This is a genomic window from Halomonas mongoliensis, assembly GCF_052496345.1.
In genome coordinates this window covers 3,015,016-3,033,486 of record NZ_CP199288.1, presented here as the reverse complement: position 1 = coordinate 3,033,486, position 18,471 = coordinate 3,015,016, and the positions used below count along the sequence as shown (strand labels likewise).

The following is an 18,471-nucleotide window of genomic DNA, read 5'->3' as shown; positions in this document are numbered from 1 at the left end:
CCGTCAGCGCAGCTGAAACTCCAGCCGCTGGCGGGCCCGACGCGTTCGGCCATCGGCCTTGAAGCGCCACTCCTGCACCGCCTGCTCCGCGGCCTCCTCGAAGACCTGACGCGGCCGCGCCTCCACTACGCGGATGCTGCCGCCCTCCACGCGCCCGTCCGGGCGGATCAGGAACTCCAGCTCCACATACCCTTCCAGGCCACGACGCTGAGCGCGCCGAGGGTAGCTGGGCGGCACCCGGCTGAGAGGCTCGGCGGCACCGATATCCACCGGGCCGCTGTCGGCCATCGGCGGCGCCTCCTGCTCCACGCCCTGTGTCGGGGGAGCCGGGGCGTCGGAAGCGGGCTGGGCAGGCGCAGCCTCGGCAGGAGCAGGCTGAGGCGCCGGCCGCGGTTCGGGCTGAGGCCTGGGCTCGGGCTCGGGCTCGGGCTCGGGCTCGGGCTCGGGCTCGGGCTCGGGCTCGGGCTCGGGCTCGGGCTCGGGCTCGGGCTCGGGCTCGGGCTCGGGCTCGGGCTCGGGCTCGGGCTCGGGCTCGGGCTCGGGCTCGGGCTCGGGCAGGCTGATGCCATCGGAGCTCTCGGGCAAGGGCTCCAGCGCCACCTCCGGCTCCGGCTGGGCCTCCACGGGGTCGGCCGGGGGTTCCGGCGCCACCTCCTCCGGCGCCTCGGCGACGTCGCTCTCCTCCACCGCTTCCGCCATCGAGGCCAGGCGCAGGGGCATGGCCATCTCCAGGGGCTCGACCTCCTGCTCGGGCGGGGTCACCAGCATGGCCAGCAGCCAGAACAGCACCGCCGCCAGTGCAGTGCCCCCCAGCCCGGAGAGGGCCAGCCGCATCATGGCGCGCTCCGGGTAGCCGCCACCGCCACGTCCTCGACCCCGGCCTCACGCAGTCGATCCATCACCTCCACAAGCAGCCCGGTGGTGGCCTGGCGATCGGCCTGGATCACCACGCTGCCGCTGCCGCTGATCAGCCCAGCCACCTCCGGCCCCACCCGGTGAACGTCGACCGGCTGGCCATCCACCCAGACGGCGCCCTCCCCGGTCAGCGCCACCATCACCTGGGCATCGGGACGCGGCGTGGCAGCGCTGGACTCGGGGCGCTCGATCTCGATGCCGCTCTCCTTGATGAAGCTGGTGGTGACGATAAAGAAGATCAGCATGATGAACACCACGTCCAGCATCGGCGTGAGGTTCACCTCGCCGCTCTCTCCCTCGGCGATCAGGCGACGTCTACGCATGCCTCGTCTCTCCCTGCTGCTCCGCGGCGCGGGCCAGGCGGTCGTGCAGCCGCTGCTCCTCGCGCCGGATGATGAATTCAAGGCGGGTGGTGACCAGCAGGCCTGCCACGGCCACCGCCATGCCGGTCAGGGTCGGCAGGGTCGCCCGGGCCACCCCATCGGCCATGGACCGAGCCTGGTGGGTCTCGCTCATCGCCAGGCCGTCGAAGACCACGATCATGCCGGTCACGGTGCCCAGAAGCCCCAGCAGCGGGCAGATGGCCACCAGCAGCTTCATCCACGGCAGCGGCCGGCGCAGCCGGGCGATCAGCGCCTGGCTCCACACCTCGCGCAGGGTACGGGCGCTCCAGCTGCCGTGGTCGGGCCGCGCCACCCAGCGCCTTACCAGGGCGCGCCGCTCGGCCCGCCAGGTCACGCGGAAGTACCACCAGCGCTCCAGGGTGAGGGTGAACAGCACGGCGGCTACCACCATGATCAGCACCAGCACGGCACCGCCCGCCTCCACCAGCCGCTGAAGCGGCTCCACCAGCGCCATCGGCAGCTCAGGCATGGGCAAGGCGCGCCTCCCTCGGGCCGGGCTCCGGGACGGCAGCGGGCGAAGGCTGTGCCTCCAGGTGCTCGGCCAGTGCCGCGCTGGCATTGCCCTCCAGCAGCCCCACCAGACCTCGGCTGCGGCTGGTCAGGGCCGTATGGGCGAAGAGCAGCGGCACGGCGGTGACCAGCCCCAGCACGGTGGTGACCAGCGCCTGGCTGATGCCGCCGGCCATCAGCTGCGGGTCGCCGGTACCGAAGACGGTGATGGCCTGGAAGGTGACGATCATGCCGGTGACGGTGCCCAGCAACCCCAGCAGCGGCGCCACCGCCGCCAGCAGCTTGACCAGCCCCTGGCCCCGCTCCAGGCGGGGCAGCTCCGCCAGCAGCGCCTCATCCAGGCGTGCCTCCAGGGCCTCCGGCGGGAGACCGTGGCGCAGGGCGCGAAAGCGCTCCAGCACCCGCCCCAGGGGGTTGTCGTCGCGAAGATGCTCCAGGTCGCTGAGCTGGCGGCGCAGGCGCCAGCGCACCGCGGCCAGGTAGAGGAACTGCAGCAGCGCCACCAGCAGGCCCAGCGCGCCCAGGGTAACGACCACATAGCCAACCACGCCCCCCTGGTGGAAACGCTCCATCAGGCTGGGTTGACGCGCCAGCGCATCGAGCAGCTCGCCACGAGTGGGGTCGAGGAGCAGGGCCTCGCCGCCGGCCCAGGCAGCCGTGAGTCGAGCGCGCTGGTCGCGATCCAGCCCCTCGACCACCGCAAGGCGCCGGGCAGAATCATCGCCGCTGGGGCGCAGCAGGTCACCGCCCCCCAGCAGCAGCAGGTCACCGACCCTGGCAGCGTCGCGGGAGGCGATCTGTCCGTCGCCCCCCGCCACCGGGGCCTCGAAGCGCCGCCAGCGGCCGCTCTCAAGGGTCCAGGCCTCTAGGTGACGCAGCAGCTCGGCGGCGGCAGCGGCGCCGGAAGCGCCCTCCTCCGGCCGCTCCGGCAGCGCCAGCTCGCTGCCCAGCATCAGCCAGCTATCGTTCAGCGCGTCCCGCAGCTCACCCACCTGGCGCACCGCCAGGGCCAGCAGCGCCTCGCTCTCCGGGACCTGCGCCACCTCCGGCCAGGCGGGCAGGGATCCTGTCGACGCCAGCCAGGGCGCGCCCGGGCGAATGGAGACAGGCAGCGCCAGCAGCTCGGGGGCGCGACGCTCCCGGGCGATGGCGACCCCCTTGCGCAGCTCGGCCATCGCCGGGCCCTCCAGGGACCGCCAGCGCGCCTCGTCCCGGGACCAGACCCCACCCTCCCGGCCGTCCGGCGTCAGGAAGTAGAGGCCCACCCGGCCCAGGCGCAGATAGTCCACCTCGCGGCCGTCGTCCCCCACCAACAGCCCGCGCCAGCTATCGATCTCGCGGCCATAGGCAAGCTCCTGACGCCAGGCGGCCACCAGCTTCTCCGCCTGGCCGGCGGCCTCCAGCGGCCGGTCGCCCAACGCCTCGCGGAGCTCGGCGACCCGGGCACGGCGCTGGTCGACCAGAAACGGCAGATCCGCCTCGACCATGGCCTCCAGGGCGCCCAGACTGCGGGAGAGCTCTGCCGTCAGCGGCAGGGCAAGGCCCAGCGCCTCCGCCCGGATCCCGGCACCCCCGGACGCGTCACGCCCCTCGTCGGCCACGGCCGGCATGGCCAGGGCCATCAGGCCCAGGCAGATGGCCACCATGACCCCCTGCAGCCCGACACTCCTTCTGCGCTTGCTCACCCTCACTCTCCCGAATCCTGTACAGCAGCGATGGTCCTCCATGCCGGCCGATGCCGCCATGGCCTGGATCAAGACAGTCGCCATTGATAATGATTATCCATTCTATCCAAGCTCCGGGCCATAAAAAACCGGCCCTCGTTCGAGGACCGGCAACGGCATGTTCGATTCGTCGATCGTGCCTACAGCTTGCTTTCCAGCTCGGGCAGGATCTCGAACAGGTCGCCGACCAATCCATAGTCGGCCACCTGGAAGATCGGCGCCTCCTCGTCCTTGTTGATGGCGACGATCACCTTGGAGTCCTTCATGCCGGCCAGGTGCTGGATGGCACCCGAGATGCCCACGGCAATGTAGAGCTCAGGCGCGACGATCTTGCCGGTCTGGCCCACCTGCATGTCGTTGGGCACGAAGCCGGCGTCCACCGCGGCGCGGGAGGCACCGATGGCGGCGCCCAGCTTGTCGGCGATGCCGTCGAGCAGCTTGAAGTTCTCGCCGTTGCCCATGCCGCGGCCACCGGAGATCACCACCTTGGCGGCACCCAGCTCGGGGCGGTCGGACTGGGCCAGCTCCTCCTTGACGAAGGTGGACTGGGCGTTGTCGGCGACGCAGTCTACCGCCTCGATGGCGGCGCTGCCGCCCTCGGCCACCGCGTCGAAGCCGGTGCTGCGCACGGTGATCACCTTGAGGGCGTCCTCGCTCTGCACCGTGGCGATGGCGTTGCCGGCGTAGATCGGGCGCTTGAAGGTATCCGGGGATTCGACGGCGATGATCTCGGAGATCTGCGCCACGTCCTTGAGGGCGGCCACCCGGGGCAGCACGTTCTTGCCGGTGGTGGAGGCCGCGGCCAGCACGTGGCTGTAGTCGCCGGCAAGCTCCGCCACCAGCGCCGCGGTGGGCTCGGCCAGCAGGTGGGCGTAGGCGGCGCTGTCGGCCACGCGGACCTTGCTGACGCCGTCGAGCTTGGCCGCGGCCTCGGCAACGGCACCCACGCCTTCACCGGCCACTAGCACGTCGATATCGCCGCCGATGGCCTGGGCGGCGGCAACCACATGGGCAGTAGCGCCGGCTAGGGCGCCATCGTGATGTTCGGCGAGTACCAGGATGCTCATGAGATCACCTTCGCTTCGTTCTTCAGTTTGTCGACCAGCTCGTCCACGGAGCCCACCTTGACGCCGCCCTGACGCTCCGCCGGCGGCTCGACCTTGAGCAGCTTGACTCGACTGCCTACCGAAATGCCGAGATCCGCCGGGGACTTGACGTCCAGCGGCTTCTTCTTGGCCTTCATGATATCGGGCAGCTTGGCGTAGCGCGGCTCGTTGAGGCGCAGGTCGGTGGTGACGATGGCAGGCAGGGTCAGCTCGACGGTCTGCAGGCCGCCGTCGACCTCGCGGGTCACCTGCACCTTGTCTCCCTCGACGTTGACCGCCGAGGCGAAGGTGCCCTGGGGCAGGCCGGTCAGGGCGGCGAGCATCTGGCCGGTCTGGTTGTTGTCGCTGTCGATGGCCTGCTTGCCGAGGATCACCAGGCCCGGCTGCTCCTCCTCGACCAGCTTGGCCAGCGCCTTGGCGGCGCCCAGGGACTCGACGCGCTCGTCGGTCTCGACGTGGATGGCGCGATCGGCGCCCAGCGCCAGGGCGGTACGCAGCTGCTCCTGGGCGGCCTTGGGGCCGATGGTGACGGCGACGATCTCGGTGGCCACGCCCTTCTCCTTCAGGCGCACCGCCTCTTCCACGGCGATCTCGCAGAAGGGGTTCATGGCCATCTTGACGTTGGTGAGATCGACGTCGGAGTGATCCGGCTTGACCCGGATCTTGACGTTGTAGTCGATGACGCGTTTGACCGCGACGAGTACTTTCATGGTGTCCTCGCTAGGCTCTTCGAGTATGGAACCATCCTGGTGACTGGGCGCGACGCTGACCGCCGGCCTTCGCCTGTTGGGGCCGCTTATAACGGGCCGGCATGCCCTTAGTCGAAATTCATGCGAGCGTTTGATAGGCACCGCACGGATAAACATTTCCAATGTGCCATAGCCGACGGCCTGGCAACAATCCTATCTTTGCCCACCCCCTCGCGGCCTAATCCGTATCGAGGGGGTGACCTGAGTCGTCTATTATGCCTATCATGGAGTCAGGCAAGAAGCAAACGACCGTTTTAATTACTGTCGACGTTGGTGGCAGGCCGTCAACGGCGGAGTGAGGGAGGAGCAGCAGGTGGAACAGGTAGAACGCGATTCGATGGAATTCGATGTGGTAATCGTCGGCGCCGGCCCCTCGGGCCTGGCCGCCGCGTGCCGACTGATGCAGCAGGCCAATGCCGCCGAACAGGAACTGACCGTGTGCGTGGTGGAGAAGGGCTCCGAGGTGGGCGCCCATATCCTCTCCGGCGCCGTCTTCGAGCCCCGCGCCCTGGCCGAGCTCTTCCCCGACTGGGAGGAGCGCGGCGCGCCCCTGACCACCCCGGCGACCCGCGACGAGGTCTACCTGCTCAAGGACGCCGAGAAGGCTCAGAAGCTGCCCAACGCCCTGGTGCCGAAGAGCATGCATAACACCGGTGGCGACATGCCGCGCTACGTGATCAGCGCCGGCAACCTCTGCCGCTGGCTGGCCGAGCAGGCCGAGGGGCTCGGGGTGGAGATCTTCCCCGGCTTCGCCGCCCAGGAGGCGATCGTCGAGGAGGGCGTGGTCAAGGGCATCCTGATCGGCGACATGGGCGTGGGCGCCGACGGCGAGCCCAAGGACAGCTACATGCCGGGCATGGAGCTGCGCGCCAGGTACACCCTCTTCGCCGAGGGAGCCAGGGGCCATATCGGCAAGCGCCTGATCCAGGAGTATGACCTCGCGGCCGGCAAGGACCCCCAGCACTACGGCATCGGCTTGAAGGAGCTGTGGGACATCCCCGCCGAGCAGCATGAGCCCGGCCTGGTGCTGCACGGCTCCGGCTGGCCGCTGGACAAGAACACCCACGGCGGCTGGTTCCTCTACCACGCCGACAACCAGCAGGTGGTGGTCGGCCTGATCATGGACCTCTCCTACCAGAACCCCTGGCTCTCCCCCTTCGACGAGTTCCAGCGCATGAAGCACCACCCGGTGCTGGCGAAGCACCTGGAGGGCGGCAAGCGCGTCGCCTACGGCGCCAGGGCCATCGTCAAGGGCGGCCTCAACTGCCTGCCGAAGATGACCTTTCCCGGCGGCCTGCTGATCGGCTGCGACGCCGGCACCCTCAACTTCGCCAAGATCAAGGGCCTGCACACCGCCATGAAGTCGGGCCTGGTGGCCGCCGAGGCGGTCTTCGAGGCGATCGCCGGCGGTGACGAAGGGGGCCAGGAGCTCACCGCCTTCACCGAGAAGTGGGAGGCGAGCTGGGCCTACGCCGAGCTCAAGGAGAGCGCGAGCTTCGGCCCGGCGATCCACAAGTACGGCACCGTGGGCGGCGGCGCCTACAACTTCGTCAACCAGCTGCTCGGCGGCAAGCTGCCCAACGTCCACGACACCACGCCGGACCATGCGGCGCTCAAGCCGGCCGCCGAATTCGAGAAGATCGACTACCCCAGGCCCGACGGCAAGCTCTCCTTCGACAAGCTCTCCTCGGTGTTCCTCTCCAACACCAACCACGAGGAGGATCAGCCCTGCCACCTGAGGCTCGCCGACCCGGAGCTGCCGATCCGCGACAACCTGCCGACCTACGCCGAGCCGGCAAGCCGCTACTGCCCGGCCGGGGTCTACGAGGTCGTGGAGGACGACGACGGCAAGCCGCGGTTCCAGATCAACTTCCAGAACTGCGTGCACTGCAAGACCTGCGACATCAAGGACCCGGCCCAGAACATCACCTGGGTGGCGCCGGAGGGTGGCGGCGGGCCTAACTACCCCAACATGTAAGCCAGCCAGCCGTTTGGATGAAGCCGCCCCCGCCGCCTTGCTGCGGGGGCGGTTTTTTCTTCCAGCTTCAGGCTTATGGCTTCAAGCTACCGGCGGTAGCCGGGCTCAGTCGCCGGTCGCCACCGGCCGCGCGGGGTCGCGGATCCATTCGCTCCAGGAGCCGGGATAGAGGCGCGGCAGCGGTCGGCCGGCCACGGCGTAGGCCAGGATGGTATGGCAGGCGGTGACCCCGGAGCCGCAGTAGGCGATCACCTCACCGGCCTCGGGAAGCTCGCCGGCCAGCTGGCCCGGCGGCTTGAAACGCCCCCAGGGGGTCAGGTTGTCGGCACTGGGGCGACACACCGCGCCGGGGATATGCCCCGCCACCGGGTCGATGGGCTCGACCTCGCCGCGGAATCGCTCGCGGCTGCGAGCATCCACCAGCAGCACGCCCTCCTCCTGCAGCCGGGTCGCCTCGCACCACCGATCGTCGCGATAGGCCGGCCGCCAGTCGCTGGTCGGGGCGCGGCACGATCTCCCTCGACGACCTCTCCCCCGGCGCCCATCCACGCCTTGATGCCGCCATCCAGCAGGCGCACGTCGGGGTGTCCGGCCCAGCAGGCGAGCATCCACCAGGCCCTGGCCGCGGCCAGCTGCCCGCCCATGTCGTCATAGACCACCACCGGAAGCTCCGGGGTGATGCCGAGGCGCTGGAGCGTGGCGGTAAAGGCCTCCCGCGCGGGCAGCGGATGGCGCCCACCCCGCCCGGGAGGGCCCGCCAGGTCACGATCCAGATCGAGATGCACGCTGCCGGGCAGGTGCGCCTCCCACCATAGGGTATGGCCGGCGTCGGGATCACCCAGGCGTGCCCGACAGTCGAGGAGCCGTGGCGGGCGATGGCCGTCGAGGGCCTCGGCCAGCTCCGGCGCAGTCATCAGGGGACGGCTCATGAGCGTTCTCCTTCCAGCAGTTCGATGGGGGCCCGACGGGCGATCAGGCGACGCCGCCCGGCGTGGCGAAAGCGCACCTCGATCACCGGGTTGTCGGGGTCCCCCTCCACCAGATCGATCTCGCCCTCGCCAAAGACAGCATGGCGCAGTCGCTGCCCCACGTCGAAGGTGCGGTAGTCGGGGCCAGCCTCGGCCACCCCCGACGGGGACGCCGGCACCAGCGGCAGGGAGGCCCCGAGCCGGGCGAGATAGTGCTCGACCAGGGCGGGACGAGTAACGCCAAGGGGCGCCTGGGCCGCACCGCTCCCCTCCTCCAGGGCCTCGGCCACCCGCTGGCACTCCTCCCAGGCGCTCTCGGCCAGGAAGCGACTCGGCCGGTGGTCCCCCCCGTCGTGGAGCAGCAGCAGCCGCTCCCGGGCCCGGGTGATGGCCACGTAGAAGAGCCGGCGCTCCTCCTCGAGGCGCTGGGCAGAAAGCGGGTTGTCCCGGGTGTAGTGGGGGAAGTCCTGCTCGTTGACCCCGGCCAGCGCCACCAGGGGCCACTCCAGCCCCTTGGCGCCGTGCACCGTGGTGATCAGCACCCCCTCGCGTGCGTTCTCCACCGGACGCCCCAGCAGCTCGATAAAGCCTTCGGGATCGTTGCCGAGCTCGCCGGCCTGCTCCAGCAGCACGTCGAGCAGGCGCACATCCTCCTCGCCCTTGTCGCGGCGGGCGGCGGCACGCTTGAGGACCTTCTCCGCCTCCACGGCCTCCACCACGTGCTCGAGCAGCCGGGCGGGAGGCCAGGCGCCCAGGCGCGGCAGCTCGCAGAGCAGCGCCCAGCGCTTCTTGAGGGTGCGCCGCTGGTGAGGCTTGAGGCCGGTCAGCAGCGGATCGTGGCGCTCCGGCCAGCGCTGGCTCTCGGCCAGCTGGCGGGCCAGGGCTACCAGCCGCTCCCGGGCCACGAAGGGCGTGGGCTGGCCGAGCAGCAGCGTCAGGTGGGCGGGGTCGGCGAGCAGCGCCGGCTCCCGGGCCAGGCGCAGATAGCCCGCCAGGGCCTGCACCAGGGGCAAACGGAAGACGAAGCGATCTTCCCGGGAGAGCCGGAAGGGAATCCCCTCTCGCAGGAGAGCCAGCTGCAGCGGCACCGAGAGCGACCAGCTGCGCACCAGCAGGCAGGCCTCGTTGAGCGCCCTCCCTTCGGCCTGCCAGGCCGACAGCGCCTCGAGCAGCGGGCGGCTGCCGCAGGCCAGGGCGAGACGGGTTCGGGGGTTTCCGGCCGCCGCCAGGCAGAGCTGCTCCGGGCGCCGGCGGTTGGCCTCGATGGCGTGGTTGGCCGCCAGGGCCAGGGCGTGGCCGTGGCGAAAGGTGGTGGAAAGGGGGTAGTCCACCGCTTCCCCGAAGGTCTCGGTGAAACGCTCCAGCATGGTGTCGGGGTGGGCCCCGCGCCACTCGTAGATGCACTGGTTGGCATCCCCCACCGCCATCACCTCGGCACGCTCGCCGGCCAGCACCGCCAGCAGCCGCTGCTGGGCCACGTTGATATCCTGGTACTCATCGATGATCACATGGTCGAGGTAGCCCTGGACGCGACCGCGCAGCGCCGCCTCGGTCTCCAGGGCCCGAAGCGGGCGATAGAGCAGGTCCGCGTAGCCCATCAGGCCGTGGTCGGCGAGCAGCATTTCGGCGTGCTCGAAGGCGGCCACGAAGTGCTCGGTGGACTCGCCAAAGTCGAGCCGGGCGTAGAGCTCCGCCGGCGGCACCATCTCGGCCTTGACCAGGGCGCAGAAGTGGGCGAGCGCCTCCAGGCGCTCGGCATCCAGGGCCGCCTCCCCGGTGTCGGGGCTGTCGACCAGGGCGCGCTGGGTGGCCTGGCGCAGCAGGCGCTCCACCTGCCAGTCGGCGGTCAGCAGCTGGCGCGGCGAGAGCGCCCCCCAGCGGGTCAGACTGCCGGTAAGGCGGTGGCCCAGGGAGTGGAAGGTGCGCACATCGGGCAGCCGCTGCCCCTTCGGGGCCATGGCGGCGAGCCGCCCCTGGAAGTCCTCCCGGGCCGAGCGGTTGAACATCAGCACCAGGATCCGCTCCGGCGCCACGCCCCGGGCCAGCAGGTGCAGCACCCGAGCCACCATGGTGGTGGTCTTGCCGGAACCGGCCACCGCCGCTACCCGGGCATGGCCGGCGCCGTGCTCGACCACGGCACGCTGCTCCGCGGTGAGCCTCACGCCGCCCCGCTGTCGTCCAGGCGACCCAGGGGCTGCCAGACGCCGCCGCTGTCCAGGCCGAGCTCCTCGCCGCCGCCGGGGAGCGCGCGGCACTCGGCGGCCTCCACCAGGCGGTAGTAGAGGTTACGGCCCAGCCGCGCGGCCAGGCCGAAGCGCACCGCCACCTCGGGCACCGGCTCGCCGGCGGGGGTCTCGCTCGGGCTCAGGCGGTGGGTCTCGTCGAGCATCAGGCGGTCTCCCACGTTGGTGGTCAGCCACCAGCGCCCCTCGGCATCGCGTTCGGCGTCCACCGCCAGGAAGGGGCGATCCTCCACCCGAATCAGCTGCTTCTCGGCGGGCGTCACCAGGGCGTAGCGACCGTCCGGCTCGCGGCGCAGTATCGTCGAGAGCAGGCGCACCAGCCGTGGCCGCGCAATGGGGGCTCCCTCGTGGAGCCAGCGGCCGTCGGCGGCGATCACCAGGTCCATCTCGCCCACCCGCTCGGGATGCCAGCGATCCACCGGCGGAATCTCGCCGACCGGATCGATATGGGCCAGCAGCGGCTCGAGGTTCATCAGGCCCCCTGCAGGAAGCCGGCGTCGCGGAGGATCTCGCGCATCTCTGCGGAAGCCTCCGGCGCGGCGGCGCGGAACAGGCGGTAGAAGTTGGCGGTGGTCTGCATGGCGACCTCCTCCACGCTGATGCCGCGCTCAGCGGCGATGCACTCGGCGACCTCCACCACCCAGGCCGGCTCGTTGGGCTTGCCGCGATGGGGCACCGGCGCCAGATAGGGGCTGTCGGTCTCGATCAGCAGCCGGTCCAGGGGCACCCGGCGGGCCACCTCGCGCAGCGCCTCGGCGTTGCGGAAGGTAACGATGCCGGAGAGCGAGATGTAGAAGCCGTGGCGCACCGCCTCCCGGGCCATGTCGAGATCCTCGGTAAAGCAGTGCAGCACCCCGCCGATGGCCGGGTCTGTGTGCTCGCGAATCAGCGCCAGGGTCTCTTCGCGGGCCTCACGGGTGTGGATGATCACCGGCAGCGCAAGCTCGGTGGCGGCGATCAGCTGGCGACGAAAGCGCTCGCGCTGGACCTCCCGAGAGGGCACCGTCTCCGGCGACCGCTCCAGGTAATGGTAGTCCAGGCCGCACTCGCCGATGGCCACGGCGCCGAAGCGCTCGGCGACCTCCTTGATCGCCTCGGTCTCGGGCTCCCGGTCGACGCTGTGCAGCGGGTGGACCCCGGCGGAGATCACCACGTCGTCATGCTCACGGGCGATGGCCGCCACGCCGGGCACCTCCTCCAGGGTGACGCCGATGGCCAGGAACTGCTTGACGCCCCGGGCCCGGGCAGCGTCGAGCGTCGCGGCAAGGTCACCGCCGTGGGTGCGGGGGTCGAGGCGGTCGAGATGGCAGTGGGAGTCGACAAACATGGGGGTACCAGTCGCAGAGCGGTAAGTGATCGTGGATGTGGGAGCGCCATGCGCGACGCTCCCACCGGGAATATCAAAGCGTATAGGTCAGCGCACCCTTGTCCAGGTGGCCGGCCAGCAGGTTCTCGATGCGGTCGCGCACCGCCTGGTCGCCGGCACTGAAGTGGATGCCGATGCCGGGCATGCGGCGCCCGCTGACGCCCTCGGGGGAGACCCAGGCCACCTGGCCGGTGACCGGCACCCGGTCATTCTCGCCGGGCAGCGTCAGCAGCAGGTAGATCTCCTGGCCGAGCTCGTAGCGCTCCCGGGTGGGCACGAAGATGCCGCCCCGCTCCAGCATCGGCATATAGGCCGAGAGCAGGGTCTGGACGTCCTGGATATTCAGCGACAGCGCCTTCTGGGCAGCCATGGGATCTCCTCGTTCACGAGCGCAGCAGCGCGGACCAGCGCACCAGCCAGGCTTCCAGCACCAGCTGGGGGTTGGGATTGCCGCCGGCGGCCAGCAGGCGGCGCTGTTCACGGGCATAGTCGAGCAGGCGGAACCAGTCCCGCACCCGGCCATTCTTGACCGCCTGGCGGTAGAGCGGCAGCAGATCGGGGTTGCGCACGCCCTCGGGCTCTCCCGACAGCCCCAGCCGAATCAGGTCCTCCAGCCAGGCGATACCGTACCACAGGGTCGCCTCCACCGACTGGCGCTCCAGGCGGGCCGCCTCGGCCACCGGCTCGGCGCCGCGCACCAGGGCCTCGAAGGTCTCCAGCAGCTGCTGGCGAAGGGCCCGGGACGCCGGCTCGGCCTGGGCAAGAGCCGCCAGGGGCAGCCCGCCGGCCAGGCCCAGCCAGAACCGCGCCTCCTCCTCGTCACCCAGCCGCTGGGCGAGCCAGGGCAGGCAGGCCGCCTCTTCCGGCGGGGCCAGACTCCAGTGCTGGCAGCGCGAGCGAATGGTGGGCAGCAGCCGTGAGGGGATATCCGCCAGCAGCACGAAGAGGGTGCGACCGCCGGGCTCCTCCAGGCTCTTGAGCAGGGCGTTGGCGGCGGCCACGTTCATGGTTTCCGCCGGCGAGATCAGGATCACCCGGTAGCCGCCCTGCTGGGCGGTCTGGGCCACGAAGGCGTTGACCTCACGGATGGCGTCGATGCGAATCTGGCGCTTGCCCTCCTCCAGCTCCACCCGCAGCAGGTCCGGGTGGTAGCCGGAGGCGAGCATGGCGCAGCCGTGGCAGGTGCCGCAGGCGGTCTGCCCGGGGGCGGCACAGAGGGTGCGGGCGATCAGCGCGTCGGCCAGGGAACGCTTGCCCACACCCCGCGGCCCGGAGAGCAGCAGCGCATGGGGGAGCCGGCCGGCGTCGGCCAGCCGCGCAAGCTCCGCGAAGCGCGGCACCAGCCAGGGCAGCGGCGCCGGGTCGAGGGGAGGTGTGGCGCTCAGCTCTGCCATGCGGCCACCCGTGCCTCGAGAAGCACCTCGATCTGCTCCCCCACCGCCGAAAGCGTCCGGGAGGCATCCACCACCGCGAAGCGCTCGGGGTCGGCAGCCGCCCGAGCCAGGTAGGCCTGGCGAACCGCGCTGAAGAAGTCGCCCCGCTCGCGCTCGAAACGATCCGGGGCCTCGCCGCGGCGAGCCACCCGTTCGCGCGCCGCCTCGATGGGCATATCCAGCAGCAGGGTCAGGTCGGGGGAGAGGCCCTGCTGTACGAAGCGCTCCAGCTCAGCGATGCGCGCTGCGGGAATGCCGCGCCCGCCCCCCTGATAGGCGAAGGTGGCGTCGGTAAAACGGTCGCAGACCACCCAGGCACCGCGGGCCAGCGCCGGGCGGATCACCCGGGCCAGGTGCTGGGCCCGGGCGGCAAAGACCAGCAGCAGCTCGGCGTCCTGGTCCAGGGGCTCCTGTTCGGCGGGGTCGAGCAGCAGGCGGCGAATCGCCTCCGCCCGGGGGGTGCCGCCGGGCTCCCGGGTCTGCACCACCTCGAGGCCCCGGGCCTCGAGGAAGGCGACCACCCGCGCCAGGTTGGTCGACTTGCCGACCCCCTCGCTGCCCTCCAGGGTGATAAAGCGTCCGCGCGCGGCCATCCGTGCCTCCTTACTGGCGGTTGCGGATATACCGGTTCACCGCATTGTTGTGCTCGCGCAGGGTGCGCGAGAAGTGATGGGTGCCGTCGCCCCGGGAGACGAAGTAGAGCGTCTCGCCGGGCAGCGGGTCCACCGCGGCCTCCAGCGACGCCCGGCCGGGCATGGCGATGGGCGTCGGCGGCAGCCCGTCGATCACATAGGTATTGTAGGGGGTCGCCTCGCGCAGGTCGGCCCGGGTGATGCGGCCGTCGTAGCGCTCGCCCATGCCGTAGATCACCGTGGGGTCGGTCTGCAGGCGCATCCCGGTCTCCATGCGCCGCTTGAAGACGCCGGCGATCTCGCGGCGCTCCTCCGGCGCCCCGGTCTCCCGCTCGATCAGCGAGGCCATGATCAGCGCCTCATAGGGCGACTCGATGGTTAGGTCGTCGGCGCGCCCTTCCCATACCTCCTCGAGGATGCGCTCCATGCGGGCCAGCGCCTGGCCCAGGATCTCCAGGTCGCTGACTCCCTTGTGGTAGCGGTAGGTGTCGGGGAAGAACCACCCCTCGGGGTGGACGCCCTCACGGTCGAGCAGGGCCATCACCTCCTCGTCGGAGAGACCCGCGGTGCGGCTCTCCAGCTTGGGAGCGCTATCCAGAAGCTCACGCATCTGGCGGAAGGTCCAGCCCTCGGGAATGGTCAGCGGATAGGTCACGACGCGGTCGCTGCCGAGCAGCGCGATCAGCTCACGGCCGCTCATGCCCGGCTCCAGCATGTACTCGCCGGCGCGCAGCCGCGGCACGCTGTCGGGCTCCAGGCGGGTCAGCAACCGAAAGGCCCAGTCGTCCTGGATGATCCCGCGCTGGGCCAGGTCGGCCACCGCACGGTTGTAGCCGGCGCCCCGGGGCACCTCGTAGAGAGTCGGCTCGTCCACGGCGATGGGGGCCTCGAGGCGAGACTCCCAGTAGCGATAGCCGCCGAACAGGGCCGCGCCGGCCAGAAGGGCCAGCACCAGCAGGATCTTTACCACGCGCATCGGCGTCCTCGTCGTGTCGTCGCTCGTTGAGAGCGGGTCAGGTTGAAGCGGGCGGCGGATAACCCAGCAGCCGGTGGGCCTCGGCCTGAAAGTCCCGGTGTGCAGGGCCGAGGCTCCAGCGCCCGACCGGCTGACCGTCGGCGGCGTCGAGCCGTACCACGGGCCAGGCGCCCTGCACGGAATTGGCCACCCACACCGCCTCGGCCGCCAGGAGCGCCTCGGGCCCGACATCGACCTCCGCGATCGCCAGGCGTTCCATCAGCGCCTCGCGCAGGGTACCGGCCACACCGCAGCGCGCGAGCCGCGGCGTCTCCAGCTGCCCATCACGCTGCCAGAAGAGATTCATGGCGGTGGCCTCCACCAGGCGACCCTCGCTGTCGCAGAGCAGCCCCTCGGCGATGGCATCGTCGCTCCACTCCGCCCGAGCCAGGACATTTTCCAGCCGGTTGAGATGCTTGAGCCCGGCCAGCAGCGGCTGGATGCCGAGGCGCAGCCGGCAGTGGCGTAGGCGGACACCCTCCTCCCAGCGGTCGGTGGCAGGCGAAAAGGGCATAAGCTGCCAGCGAAGCCGCGGGGCGGGGTTCGCCGGCGGCCGGTAGCCGCGTCCGCCGCTGCCCCGGGTCAAGGTCAGCTTGAGCACCGCCAGCCCCTCGCCCGCCTCGGCCAGGGGAGCCGCCAGCTCGTGCTCGGCGGGCATCGGAATGCCCAGCACGTGGCAGCCCCGGGCCAGCCGGGCCAGGTGCTCGTCCCACAGCCGCGGGCGGCCGTCACGCACCAGGATGGTCTCGAAGAGACCATCGCCATAGGCGGCCCCCCGGTCATCCAGGGGCCAGCCAGCGGCCGCTCCGCTCACGCCCTTACCCCGCTCAGACCCGAGAGAAGATCAGGGTGCCATTGGTGCCGCCGAAACCGAAGGAGTTCGACAGCGCCACGTCGATCTTCATCTCCCGGGCGGTGTGCGGTACATAGTCGAGGACGCAACCCTCCTGGGGGTTGTCCAGGTTGATGGTGGGCGGCGCCACCTGATCGCGAATGGCCAGGATCGAGAACACCGCTTCCACGGCCCCGGCGGCGCCCAGCAGGTGGCCGATCATCGACTTGGTGGAGCTGACCGCCACGGACTTGGCCGCCGCGCCCATCACCTTCTCCACGGCGCGGCTCTCGGCCAGGTCGCCGGCCGGCGTCGAGGTGCCGTGGGCGTTGATGTAGTGGATCGCCGAGGGGTCCAGGTTGGCATCGCGAATGGCGTTGGCCATGGAGAGCGCCGCGCCGCTGCCGTCCTCGGGCGGGGCGGTCATGTGGTAGGCGTCATCGCTCATGCCGAAGCCGGTCAGCTCGGCATAGATGGTCGCACCGCGGGCACGGGCGTGCTCGTACTCCTCCAGCACCAGCACCCCGGCACCGTCGGAGAGCACGAAGCCGTCGCGGTCGCGATCCCAGGGGCGGCTGGCCGCCACCGGGTCATCGTTGCGGGTCGAGAGCGCCCGGGCCGCGGAGAAGCCGCCGAGGCCCAGCGGCGTGGTGGCCATCTCGGCCCCGCCGCAGACCATGACGTCGGCGTCACCGTAGGCGATGGTGCGCGCGCTATAGCCGATATTGTGGGTGCCGGTGGTGCAGGCGGTGGTGATGGCGATGTTGGGGCCGCGGAAGCCGTGCTGGATCGCCAGGTTGCCGGAGATCATGTTGATGATCGAGCCGGGCACGAAGAAGGGCGAGATACGCCGAGGGCCGCTCTTCAGCATGGCGCTGTGGTTGTGCTCGATCATCGGCAGGCCGCCGATGCCAGAACCGATGGCCACGCCGATGCGGGAGGCATTCTCCTCGGTGCACTCGATCCCCGAGTCCTGGATCGCCTGGGCCCCGGCCGCCACGCCATACTGAATGAAGAGGTCCATCTTGCGGGCCTCCTTGGGGTTCAGGTAGGGACTGATATCGAAGTCCTTCACCGAACCGCCGAAGCGGGTATTGAAGGCGCTGGCATCGAAGTGCTCGATGGGGGCAATGCCGCTCTTGCCGGCCTTGATGTTGGACCAGCTCTCCTCGACGGTATTGCCCACCGGCGTGACCAGTCCAAGCCCGGTCACCACTACCCTTCTACGTGCCATCAGCATTCCTCCAGACATCCAGTACGACAGGGCTCCCCTGCGGGGAGCCGTCCATTGTGCGCATTATAACGACTCTCTTCGCCGGATGCCGCCCCGACAGGCACCGCGGTGACGACAATCTCGGGGAGCCGCGAGACCCCGCCAGGCGCCCACAGCCACAAAAAAGCCGCCTCGAGGGGGCGGCTTTTTTACAGGGAGAGCAACCTCTCCCTCGTCCGGCGGCATCGACCGCCACCAGGCTTACTGGTGGGCGTTGACGTAGTCGATGGCTTCCTGGACGGTAGTGATCTTCTCGGCTTCCTCGTCCGGAATCTCGGTGTCGAACTCCTCCTCGAGCGCCATGACCAGCTCGACGGTATCCAGGGAGTCGGCGCCCAGGTCCTCGGTGAAGGAGGAGCTGTTCTGGATGTCCTCTTCCTTGACGTTCAGGCGCTCGGCCACAACCTTCTTCACGCGCTCTTCGATGGTGCTCATTATGACGTACTCCAGTCGTTCAAATTGGCCGTCCAGATGACCAGCCGTTGGGGTTCCAGATCCGCAGGCGGAAGCTGCGGGGTAGTTTATAGAGGCCCCGGGGTCGGCGCAACCGCCGACCCGCCAGGCCTCAACGCATGTTCATCCCGCCGTTGACGTGCAGCGTCTCGCCGGTGATGTAGCTCGCCGTCTCGCCGGTGAGGAAGCCAACCGCGGCGGCGATCTCCTCGGGCTGCCCCAGCCGGGACAGGGGAATCTGGCCGAGCAGCATCTTGTGCTGCTCTTCGGGCAGCGCCTCGGTCATGTCGGTGGCGATGAAGCCCGGCGCCACCGCATTGACGGTGATGGCGCGGGACGCGACCTCGCGGGCCAGCGCCCGGGTGAAGCCCTCCATGCCCGCCTTGGCGGCAGCATAGTTGGTCTGCCCCAGGTTGCCCATGGTGGCCACCACCGAGCTGATATTGACGATGCGCCCGAAGCGCGCCCTGGTCATGCCGCGCAGGCACGCCTTGCTGACGCGATAGACGGACTTGAGGTTGGTATCGACGACGTCGTCCCACTCCTCTTCCTTCATGCGCATCAGCAGGTTGTCGCGGGTGATCCCGGCGTTGTTGACCAGGATGGTCGGCGCCCCGAACTCCTCGCCGATCGCCTTGACCAGGGCATCGACGCTGGCCTGATCGTTGACATCGAGGCGGCGCCCGCCGCCCTGGATACCCTGGGCCTTGAGGTCGGCGTCGATCTTCTCGGCGCCGGCATCGCTGGTTGCGGTGCCGATGACGATCCGGCCCTGACGCCCCAGTTCGTGGGCGATGGCGCGGCCGATACCGCGGCTGGCGCCGGTGATCAGGGCAACGCGGGTTTCAGTGGTCATGGTGGTCTCGCCTC

Annotated in this window: 20 protein-coding genes; 1 reads left to right on the top strand and 19 read right to left on the bottom strand. The window is 70.3% G+C overall.

Annotated elements, in window-relative coordinates:
* Positions 1–3 precede the first annotated feature (3 nt).
* The 6 genes from ACRYRV_RS14325 to ACRYRV_RS14300 all read right to left on the bottom strand — a co-directional run bounded on the left by ACRYRV_RS14325 (position 4) and on the right by ACRYRV_RS14300 (position 5,369).
* Positions 4–837, bottom strand: a complete 834-nt coding sequence (locus ACRYRV_RS14325; protein WP_445005901.1) for a TonB family protein — start codon at positions 835–837, stop codon at positions 4–6.
* Positions 834–1,238 carry an ExbD/TolR family protein gene (locus ACRYRV_RS14320; protein ID WP_309635667.1) on the bottom strand — a complete coding sequence of 135 codons (405 nt, stop codon included), beginning with the start codon at positions 1,236–1,238 and terminating at the stop codon, positions 834–836. Before ACRYRV_RS14320 ends, ACRYRV_RS14325 begins: the two co-directional genes overlap by 4 nt.
* Positions 1,231–1,788, bottom strand: a complete 558-nt coding sequence (locus ACRYRV_RS14315) for a MotA/TolQ/ExbB proton channel family protein (protein ID WP_309635666.1) — start codon at positions 1,786–1,788, stop codon at positions 1,231–1,233. The genes ACRYRV_RS14320 and ACRYRV_RS14315 overlap by 8 nt, the downstream gene beginning before the upstream one ends.
* Complete coding sequence (locus tag ACRYRV_RS14310; RefSeq protein WP_444984695.1) at positions 1,781–3,514, bottom strand: DUF3450 family protein; 1,734 nt, start codon at positions 3,512–3,514, stop codon at positions 1,781–1,783. The genes ACRYRV_RS14315 and ACRYRV_RS14310 overlap by 8 nt, the downstream gene beginning before the upstream one ends.
* A 179-nt stretch (positions 3,515–3,693) precedes the next feature.
* The gene (locus ACRYRV_RS14305) at positions 3,694–4,620 is read right to left on the bottom strand and encodes an electron transfer flavoprotein subunit alpha/FixB family protein (RefSeq protein WP_444984696.1); all 927 of its coding nucleotides are present in this window, start codon (positions 4,618–4,620) and stop codon (positions 3,694–3,696) included.
* Positions 4,617–5,369, bottom strand: coding sequence for an electron transfer flavoprotein subunit beta/FixA family protein (locus tag ACRYRV_RS14300; RefSeq protein ID WP_253443518.1), 753 nt, complete (start codon positions 5,367–5,369; stop codon positions 4,617–4,619). The genes ACRYRV_RS14305 and ACRYRV_RS14300 overlap by 4 nt, the downstream gene beginning before the upstream one ends.
* A gap of 352 nt (positions 5,370–5,721) precedes the next feature.
* Between ACRYRV_RS14300 and ACRYRV_RS14295 the strand changes: the two genes are divergently transcribed.
* On the top strand, positions 5,722–7,386 hold the full coding sequence (locus tag ACRYRV_RS14295; RefSeq protein ID WP_309635663.1) for an electron transfer flavoprotein-ubiquinone oxidoreductase: 1,665 nt from the start codon (positions 5,722–5,724) through the stop codon (positions 7,384–7,386).
* A 105-nt stretch (positions 7,387–7,491) separates the two neighbouring features.
* Here the strand turns inward: ACRYRV_RS14295 and ACRYRV_RS14290 are convergent, their stop codons facing one another.
* From ACRYRV_RS14290 to fabG, 13 genes are all read right to left on the bottom strand, one after another.
* Complete coding sequence (locus ACRYRV_RS14290; protein ID WP_444984697.1) at positions 7,492–7,815, bottom strand: sulfurtransferase; 324 nt, start codon at positions 7,813–7,815, stop codon at positions 7,492–7,494.
* Entirely contained in the window at positions 7,701–8,300 is a 600-nt protein-coding gene (locus ACRYRV_RS14285) for a sulfurtransferase (protein WP_444989536.1), read from the bottom strand. The genes ACRYRV_RS14290 and ACRYRV_RS14285 overlap by 115 nt, the downstream gene beginning before the upstream one ends.
* Positions 8,301–8,311: 11 nt before the next feature.
* Entirely contained in the window at positions 8,312–10,516 is a 2,205-nt protein-coding gene (locus tag ACRYRV_RS14280) for an ATP-dependent helicase (RefSeq protein ID WP_444984699.1), read from the bottom strand.
* The gene (locus tag ACRYRV_RS14275; protein WP_444984700.1) at positions 10,513–11,070 is read right to left on the bottom strand and encodes a DUF1285 domain-containing protein; all 558 of its coding nucleotides are present in this window, start codon (positions 11,068–11,070) and stop codon (positions 10,513–10,515) included. The genes ACRYRV_RS14280 and ACRYRV_RS14275 overlap by 4 nt, the downstream gene beginning before the upstream one ends.
* Positions 11,070–11,924 carry a TatD family hydrolase gene (locus ACRYRV_RS14270; RefSeq protein ID WP_444984701.1) on the bottom strand — a complete coding sequence of 285 codons (855 nt, stop codon included), beginning with the start codon at positions 11,922–11,924 and terminating at the stop codon, positions 11,070–11,072. Before ACRYRV_RS14270 ends, ACRYRV_RS14275 begins: the two co-directional genes overlap by 1 nt.
* Positions 11,925–11,997: 73 nt before the next feature.
* Complete coding sequence (locus tag ACRYRV_RS14265; RefSeq protein WP_309635658.1) at positions 11,998–12,333, bottom strand: PilZ domain-containing protein; 336 nt, start codon at positions 12,331–12,333, stop codon at positions 11,998–12,000.
* A 13-nt stretch (positions 12,334–12,346) separates the two neighbouring features.
* Positions 12,347–13,357 carry a DNA polymerase III subunit delta' gene (locus ACRYRV_RS14260; RefSeq protein WP_253443532.1) on the bottom strand — a complete coding sequence of 337 codons (1,011 nt, stop codon included), beginning with the start codon at positions 13,355–13,357 and terminating at the stop codon, positions 12,347–12,349.
* Entirely contained in the window at positions 13,345–13,989 is a 645-nt protein-coding gene (gene tmk, locus ACRYRV_RS14255) for a dTMP kinase (protein ID WP_253443535.1), read from the bottom strand. Before tmk ends, ACRYRV_RS14260 begins: the two co-directional genes overlap by 13 nt.
* Positions 13,990–13,999: 10 nt before the next feature.
* On the bottom strand, positions 14,000–15,004 hold the full coding sequence (gene mltG, locus ACRYRV_RS14250; RefSeq protein ID WP_253443537.1) for an endolytic transglycosylase MltG: 1,005 nt from the start codon (positions 15,002–15,004) through the stop codon (positions 14,000–14,002).
* Between the two features lie 37 nt (positions 15,005–15,041).
* On the bottom strand, positions 15,042–15,857 hold the full coding sequence (gene pabC / locus ACRYRV_RS14245; RefSeq protein WP_444984703.1) for an aminodeoxychorismate lyase: 816 nt from the start codon (positions 15,855–15,857) through the stop codon (positions 15,042–15,044).
* A gap of 13 nt (positions 15,858–15,870) precedes the next feature.
* Positions 15,871–17,109 (bottom strand): beta-ketoacyl-ACP synthase II, encoded by a 1,239-nt coding sequence (gene fabF, locus ACRYRV_RS14240; protein ID WP_253443541.1) that lies wholly within the window; start codon positions 17,107–17,109, stop codon positions 15,871–15,873.
* Between the two features lie 240 nt (positions 17,110–17,349).
* On the bottom strand, positions 17,350–17,583 hold the full coding sequence (acpP, locus tag ACRYRV_RS14235) for an acyl carrier protein (protein WP_008956801.1): 234 nt from the start codon (positions 17,581–17,583) through the stop codon (positions 17,350–17,352).
* A gap of 130 nt (positions 17,584–17,713) precedes the next feature.
* Positions 17,714–18,457, bottom strand: a complete 744-nt coding sequence (gene fabG, locus ACRYRV_RS14230; protein WP_253443543.1) for a 3-oxoacyl-ACP reductase FabG — start codon at positions 18,455–18,457, stop codon at positions 17,714–17,716.
* Positions 18,458–18,471 lie beyond the last annotated feature (14 nt).